The organism is Acinetobacter sp. ATCC 27244 (genome assembly GCF_000156555.1).
Taxonomy (GTDB): domain Bacteria; phylum Pseudomonadota; class Gammaproteobacteria; order Pseudomonadales; family Moraxellaceae; genus Acinetobacter; species Acinetobacter haemolyticus.
Genome location: NZ_GG665952.1, coordinates 61,189 through 68,876, shown reverse-complemented (window position 1 = coordinate 68,876; position 7,688 = coordinate 61,189). Strand labels below are relative to the sequence as shown.

Below are 7,688 nucleotides of genomic sequence, written 5' to 3'. Positions count from 1 at the left end.
GTCCGCTGTTCTATGCAACGATAAAGTAAAGCATCAGTTTTTTGTAATGACTTTGTTTTTACTGTTTAGTAAATTATGTGAATTAAATAATAAGAGTTTTATAGAATGAAATACTTAATACTCGCAATAATTTCAATTTTAATGTCAGTCACTACTTTTGCCAGAGAAACAAATTCAATGCGTTCCGCCTATGAGCTTGTTAGCATTGGAGATAGTGAAAGTGATTTACTTAGAAAAATGGGGAAGTCTTATCCAAGATATTTCAAACATAGAGATGGCCGATCTTTTTGCAGTGCAACAGAATATGTTTATGAGATTGATATGCAGGTTTATACAGTTTGGGTATGTAATGGAAAGATATTTAAAATTGATGTGAATAATAAATAATTTTGCTAATAAAAAACCATGACAAAAATTAAGTTATGGTTTTTATGCGATGTATAACCTTTGTTATAAATTTACATTTAATCAATCTTCATAAAATAAATCATTTCATTTGCTTGAATTGGCTGTTCAGAAAAAGGGATGATTGCAATACAGTTCGCGGTAAGAAATGGTTGGATTTGATACGAATTCTGCTGTTCAATCATTTCTAAGGAATATTCGCCATCATCGTGTAGTTGATATTTGCCCCATAACAATTTCTTTTGACTGGAATCTGTTTCAATTTTTTGTTTGGTGAAACCCTTTATAAATGTTTTGTTGAAAAAATCGACGTCATTTTTATTTAAGATATACTTCACCATGAAATGCATGAGTAAGGCAATGTCTTGCATATCACCGGGTAGATTAATGATCGTCGCTTTATCTTCGGTGATAACGGTTTTAGAGCCTCTCGGATTACCTTGATCATCAAAGAGCGGTACGATTTCACGTACTTGAGGAGTTCTAGGCATACTTCTAATAATGCCCATTTCTGCAACAGGGATAGAGCGTGTTTGGAAATTTGAGGGCATACTGCCAGGATCAAAGGTCGTAAGTCTACCGATTGAAAATACAGAACCACCAACATTCTTATGTGTACATAGAATCATGACATCAAAATTAGGAATATGTTCTTCAAAAAAAGATTATAACTTTCCCAATCTGTTGTTAATGTTTCATCTAAAGTAAGGTCTTTTTCTTTCTTAAGGCTATTGAAAGCTGAATCATAACGCTGTGGTTTAAGCAGTTTTATCTCGACATGATCGTAACCCCACGTTTTTAAAACGTCTTTAACGTACACGCTTTCTTCACAAAGTGAATGCTCCTCATCAAAACTATGCATACTCACAACTAGAATTCGTGGATTTCTATAAATTGTGAGTTCTTTAATTCCAGCACGTCTGAGTGCAATCAATTTTTCTGGTGAGACTTTTTCATTTTTAGCTAAGATTAGATCACCTCGTTTAATTACACTGCCTTGCTGGATGATGCCTTGCATTGTTAAGACAGGTGCTATAATTTTTTTATTATCATAATCAGAAATATCTAAACGATCATCGTCTTCTGCAATAACAGCATCAACAGATTCAGGTAATTTCGTATATTGTGGAATCCTGAGTAGATTTTTACCACTCAGATCTAGTTTATATGGGTTCACTGAACGATAGAGTTGTGATCCCCAGCAGTACAGGTTATCGATTAATACTGGCCGTTGTTTACTTGCAGCTTGAGTTAATTCTGAACTAATAGCCCAACCAGTGTAAGCAGATAGGTTATGTGTTGGATAGTCCTGTAAAGCATAAATATCAGCTGCATTTACTTGATTAAGCGCCATTTGTAAGTCTATAGTATCCTTTAGTTCCCCTAGAGGAAGCTGCATAAAAAGGCGATAATAAATTGTAGTCAGATCATATGGAAGATCTTCAGGTACAGGAAATTTATTAAGCATGAATGTAAACCCAAGATACATCTAAAATTAGTAGCTGTGATTAGCTGTTAAGGTAAATACTGCAACTAAACCCAATATGAATTATGTTATATTTAACATGAAATTTAATATATTTAAGTGAAAAAATTCCAAAATAAATTATTCAAATATTTTGAAGTTAAGAGAAATAATAAACTAAAAAATATAAAATTAATTGCTTAGGGTGTGTTGACATTTCATAATGGCAACCAAATGTATATACAAGCTAAAGCAACTGCATTTTCATAATTACGTTTTAGCTTGTCATATCGGGTCGCTATTCCTCTAAACTGCTTCAATCTAGCAAAGGTATTTTCCACTAAGTGCCTAATTTTATATAAATTCCAATCCATATGTTGATTGTTGGATTGAGTATTTGATTTTCGTGGGATGTTAGCTTGTGTATCTGTCGCTCTTATTTGCTCTCGTAGTGGTTCAGAGTCATACCCCTTATCAGCACATACAATCTCGGCTTCTTCCAAATCTAATTTTGCGACTAACTCAGGGGCAACCTTAATATCATGTGTTGTTCCATTTGTGATTATAATCTCAATTGGATTGCCATAAGAATCAACGGCTAAATGTATTTTTGAACTATTTCCACCAATGCTTTTTGATATGCCTTGTTCTTTTAATCCAGCAGAGTGTTGATGTGCCCTGACATGGGAACCATCGATAAAAATCCACTCTTTATCTGTAGATTTACTGATTAATTTAAATATTTTCATTAACTTATTATGTTTAGACCATCGACTATATTTTTTGAATATTGAATTTGGATTACCAAAATCTGGTGGTAAATCTCGCCATGGGCAACCTGTTCTAATTCGATAAAGAATGGCTTCAATAAAATTTCTAAGATTTCGTTTGAGATAGATATTAAAATTACGCAAAATAGTTTCTAACTTTGACCAGTGTTGATCATTCAGCATTGTGCGAGGCATAGCGAGTAGTAAATTTGGTTTGGCGATTGAATTTTACTTACTCGCTATTTTTTTATACAGCAAATGTCAACAGACCCTAAATATATTGGTTTTTTGTGATTAATAAATAGTTTATTATTCGATTTTTCTGAATTACGTTAAAAAAACCGCTCAAAATAGCTGTTTTTTTAACGTAATAATTAAATGGAATTTTTAAGTTATAGATTTATTCCAATGTAATTTTACTCCATGATTCATACATTTTCACGGCAGCCGAAAAGTCACTATTAGGCTCAGCCGTTAAACTTGCCGCTTGGATTAGACTTTGTGTCAAAGAGAGGATTGGTGCAGGTAGTTTTGCATCATGAACTAAATCTAAAGCAATTCCAGTATCTTTCGCTAGCAATGGTAGAGCAAAGGTCACAGGAAATTCACGGCTTAACACACGTTGCGGAAAAATATTTTCTGTGACAAGACTTTTACCACTCGATGCATTGATACAATTTAATGCTGCATCGAGATTTACACCATGTGCTTTTAGAGTAGAAAAGCCTTCTGCGACTGACCATAAATTTACCGCGAGTAGCATATTATTAATTGCTTTTACTGCAAAACCAGCGCCAGAATCGCCAACATGTTGAATCAACTTACCTAATGCCGCCATCGCTGGGTATGCACGTTCAAATGCATTAACATCGCCACCCACCATAAAAGTTAAAGTTGCATTTTCTGCGCCAATCGTTTGACCACTTACAGGAGCGTCAAGAAAATCGATATTTCGAAGTTTTAATTTTTCAGCTAACCGCTGAGCAGCCTCTGGCACTCCACTGGTACAGTCGATCCAAATCGCACCTGATTTAATTTCAACACTGTCAATTAATGTTTCAACATCTTGGCTCGTGGGCAAACAAGAAAAGATAATATCTGCTTGTACAGCTTCGGATAGTTCAACTGCTGTGGTGCCATATTCTGTTGCATGTTGTTCAGCTTTACTGAAATTTCGATTCCAAACCAAGACCGTATCGAAATGCTTGGGTAAATGTGCCGCCATGCGATAACCCATAGCGCCTAAACCGATAAATGCAACAGATTGAATCATTGTCTACCTTCTTATTAGCGTTGATCGTTCTGACAGCCAGTTTGTAAGTGTTGGCCAGAACTCAATTGAACTATTTTGACTAGACATTAAACCTAAATGTCCGCCCGGTATCAAGGTAAACGTCACATCTTGGCTACTGGTCAGTTGAGTTAAAGGAAAAGCGGCATCTGCTGTAACCAATTGATCACTTTTCCCTGCACCGACCAAAAGTGAACAATTAATATTTTTCAATTCAATGGTTTTGTTCTTGAGGGTAATTGCGCCGTTCTTAAGAGGATTCTGCATCCAAACATTAAACAGCATGTCTTGGTTAATACCACCCGGATAATCAATCATGTTGTTTAAGAAATGGCTCAGTGTCGCATCTTCTTGGACAAGTTTAAGATTATCCAAGTTTTTTAATAATTGGATATTTCCATCAATCCAGCCTTTAGGATCAAGAAGTTTAAATCCAAGGGAGTTTAAAAAACCCGGAGAATGAATCATTACTTTGGGTAAGCGGTTATAAATGTAATCTTTAATTTTTTCATTTCGTGAAGTCACATAAGCAAGTGTTTTATAGAGTTTGCCGATATAACCAGATGCATAACTATCAATTGGGCTACCAAGCACCACGAGATTTTTGACAGCATTAGGTTGATGTCGTGCGGTATAAAGCGTGACAAAAATGCCAGCCATACTCCAACCATGTAGTGAAATTTTTTCAGATTTAGAATGCTTTTGAATGGCTTCAATACAGCGTGGAATAAACTTATCGAGAAATGATAGAAAGTTAATTTGGTAGTTTTTATAGGTGAACTTACCCCAATCAATCAGATAGACGTCAAAACCAGCATCTTGAAAGTGTTTGACCAATGAACGATATGGATAGAGATCATAAATATCCATATTGATTGCCAGAGGTGCTACAAATACAAGCGGTTCTTTATAAAGTTTATTTTCTGAGGCATAAAAACGAACACGAGTTTGCTTAAATTGAGCAATGACTTGATAGGGTGTTGACTGGGACAGCACAAGTTTGTCAGATTCAAATACGCGCATAGCGAGATGTTTAAAATTTATTTTTTGCTGTTCCACAAGCGATTTCATCTATGAAAGTCTCATCATGAGTCAAGATTGCACGAAGTCTAAGCGATAATTTCATCTTATGCCTTGACCTTAAATACATTAGGCGATCAAAATATTGGCATATTTAGACAGGATTTGATAACCCTTTATAAAAATTATTACTTTTTTATAAAGGAAGATTGAGACCATTGATCATAAGGCATACAAAACGATGAATCCAAGCGATGATTTAGAATACCAACTTGAAACACTGGCCATTCGTACTGGGCATGATCGTACCTTTGAAGGTGAACACAGTGAACCTATCTTTTTAACGTCATCGTTTGTCTGTGAGAGTGCTGCCGATGCTGCTGCCAAGTTTTCTGGGCAAATCGCGGGGAATACATATTCACGGTATACCAATCCGACTGTACAGGCATTTGAGAAGCGTTTAGCGGTGCTTGATGGCGCAGAACGTGCTGTAGCGACCAGTTCAGGTATGGCGGCAGTGCATGCGATCTGTATGGCGTATCTGAAAGCAGGCGATCATGTGATTTGCTCACGCGCTGTATTTGGTTCAATCATCGCTTTGTTTGAAAAATACGTTGCTAAATTCGCAGTTGAAGTGACTTTTGTTGATTTGGGCGATCTTGACGGCTGGAAACAGGCGATTCGTCCAAATACGCGTTTATTATTTATAGAAACACCATCGAATCCATTGGCGCAAGTGGGGGATATGCAGGCAATTGCGGATATTGCACATGCGCATGGTGCATTATTTGCAGTAGATAACTGTTTCTGTACGCCAGTATTACAGCAACCAATTAAGTTCGGTGCAGATTTGGTTTTATACTCAGCAACGAAGTATATCGATGGTCAAGGTCGTGCTTTGGGGGGTGCAGTAGTTGGAAAGCATGACCTGCTTGAAGAGATTAATGGGGTTATTCGTACTCTAGGTAACTCAATGAGTCCATTCAATGCTTGGATTTTCTTAAAAGGTTTAGAAACGCTGAGCATTCGAATGAAAGCCCATTGTGAAAATGCGCAGAAATTGGCTGAGTGGTTACAACAGCATGATAAAGTGGAAAAAGTTTATTATGCTGGTTTACCAAATCATCCAGGCCATGAGCTTGCCAAGAAACAGCAAAAAGGTTTTGGTGGCGTGGTATCGTTTGTAGTGAAAGGTGAGCGTCAAGCTGCTTGGACGGTGATTGATAATACTCGTTTCTTGTCCATTACCAGTAATCTAGGTGACGTTAAGTCAACAATTACCCATCCAGCAACCACCTCACATGGTAGAATGTCGGCTGAAGCTAAACAAGCCGCAGGAATTGAAGAAGGCTTAATTCGTGTGTCTGTCGGTTTAGAGGACATTAATGATATTATTCGTGATTTATCACGCGGTTTAGATTTAATTTAACGAGAGAAACTTATGAACATTAATATGCTCATGCAGCAAGCTCAACGCATGCAAAAGGATATGGAATCGAACCTTAAAAAAGCCAAAGAAGAGCTTGCGAACACCGAAGTTCATGCTGAAGCGGGTGGTGGTTTAGTTAAAGTAACGATGACTTGTCGTAATGTGGTGAAACGTATCGAGATTAGTCCAGATCTTTTACAAGATGAAGCCGATATGATTGAAGATCTAATTGCAGCGGCAATGAATGATGCGGCGCGTCAAGCTGAAGCGATTTCTGAAGAGAAGTTGCAAGGTGCAAATTCTGGTATGGGCTTACCGCCAGGTCTATCTGGTTTATTTTAAATCCCTCCCAGCCTCCCTTTCTTGCGATACTCTAATCGCATTTTGGGGAGGGGCTGCCTTCTTTATTAAAGAGGGATTGGCGGAGATTCTGAGAGTTAATTTGTGTTTAGTGAAAGATTTGAACAATTAGTTCAAGCATTGCGTATCCTACCGAGCGTTGGTCCAAAGTCTGCGCAGCGTATGGCATTACATTTATTGATGAAAAACCGTGAAGGAGCATTTGCTTTGTCACATGCTTTGCATGAGGCTTCTAGTCATATTCATGAATGTCATATTTGTCATTCTCTAACCGAAAATGAAATCTGTGATATTTGTGCATCGACTGAGCGTGATGAGCAGTTACTTTGTGTGGTTGAGTCGCCTGCAGATGTGATGGCGATTGAACAAAGTGGTAGTTTTAGAGGTAAATATCATGTCTTGGGTGGACACTTATCACCTTTAGACGGAATTGGCCCTGAAGAAATTGGAATTCCTTATTTGATCCAGCGTTTGAGTGAAGGGAAGGTTCAAGAGGTGATTTTGGCAACTAATGCAACAGTAGAAGGTCAAGCGACAGCGCATTATTTGGTAGAGGCAACCAAGCATTTACCGATTCATATGACACGCATTGCACAGGGCGTACCACAAGGCGGTGAGTTGGAATATGTTGATAGCCATACTTTAAGTCAAGCTGTACATAATCGAATGCGGATGAAATAACAGTAAAATAATCATTTTTGGATATTTATTTTAAATTCATGCTGTTAATTTAAACAAATAATTAACTTTTACATTTTGTCTAACATTATTCTAGATCTATTTAGCGCAATGTATGGCACTATTAGCAGGCGAAAAGGATTTTCGTTTTTTTGATTATAGGGAAGAGGAGTAATTTCATGCGCAAGTGGAATACTGATTGAGTTTTGCGTTTATTTTGTTTGAGTAATCACTGTGTTTTTGCAGTTTGATTGCAAATGGTTCTTTTTA

The 7,688-nt window shown here is 37.0% G+C and carries 7 protein-coding genes and 1 pseudogene; 4 read left to right on the top strand and 4 right to left on the bottom strand.

All coding sequences use genetic code 11. From position 1 onward, the window contains the following. The first annotated feature begins 105 nt into the window (after window positions 1-105). Complete coding sequence (locus HMPREF0023_RS05630; protein WP_017395555.1) at window positions 106-387, top strand: hypothetical protein; 282 nt, start codon at window positions 106-108, stop codon at window positions 385-387. 77 nt (window positions 388-464) lie between these two features. On the opposite strand, the pseudogene HMPREF0023_RS05625 reads toward HMPREF0023_RS05630, so the two are convergent. The 4 genes and pseudogenes from HMPREF0023_RS05625 to HMPREF0023_RS05610 all read right to left on the bottom strand — a co-directional run bounded on the left by HMPREF0023_RS05625 (window position 465) and on the right by HMPREF0023_RS05610 (window position 5,002). After that, a pseudogene (locus HMPREF0023_RS05625) lies at window positions 465-1,873 on the bottom strand (molybdenum cofactor biosysnthesis protein MoeA). A gap of 215 nt (window positions 1,874-2,088) precedes the next feature. Further along, window positions 2,089-2,835, bottom strand: a complete 747-nt coding sequence (locus tag HMPREF0023_RS05620) for an IS5 family transposase (protein ID WP_026056254.1) — start codon at window positions 2,833-2,835, stop codon at window positions 2,089-2,091. Window positions 2,836-3,040: 205 nt separating this feature from the next. Continuing rightward, entirely contained in the window at window positions 3,041-3,913 is an 873-nt protein-coding gene (locus HMPREF0023_RS05615) for an NAD(P)-dependent oxidoreductase (protein ID WP_008941431.1), read from the bottom strand. A gap of 3 nt (window positions 3,914-3,916) precedes the next feature. Next, entirely contained in the window at window positions 3,917-5,002 is a 1,086-nt protein-coding gene (locus HMPREF0023_RS05610; RefSeq protein WP_008941430.1) for an alpha/beta fold hydrolase, read from the bottom strand. Between the two features lie 190 nt (window positions 5,003-5,192). On the opposite strand from HMPREF0023_RS05610, the gene HMPREF0023_RS05605 reads away from it, so the two are divergent. The 3 genes from HMPREF0023_RS05605 to recR all read left to right on the top strand — a co-directional run bounded on the left by HMPREF0023_RS05605 (window position 5,193) and on the right by recR (window position 7,421). After that, window positions 5,193-6,380, top strand: coding sequence for an O-succinylhomoserine sulfhydrylase (locus tag HMPREF0023_RS05605; protein WP_008941429.1), 1,188 nt, complete (start codon window positions 5,193-5,195; stop codon window positions 6,378-6,380). A gap of 12 nt (window positions 6,381-6,392) precedes the next feature. After that, window positions 6,393-6,722: a YbaB/EbfC family nucleoid-associated protein gene (locus HMPREF0023_RS05600; protein ID WP_004662103.1), complete on the top strand. Its 330-nt coding sequence runs from the start codon at window positions 6,393-6,395 to the stop codon at window positions 6,720-6,722. A 102-nt stretch (window positions 6,723-6,824) separates the two neighbouring features. After that, window positions 6,825-7,421 carry a recombination mediator RecR gene (gene recR / locus HMPREF0023_RS05595; protein ID WP_004639103.1) on the top strand — a complete coding sequence of 199 codons (597 nt, stop codon included), beginning with the start codon at window positions 6,825-6,827 and terminating at the stop codon, window positions 7,419-7,421. The last annotated feature ends 267 nt before the right edge of the window (window positions 7,422-7,688 follow it).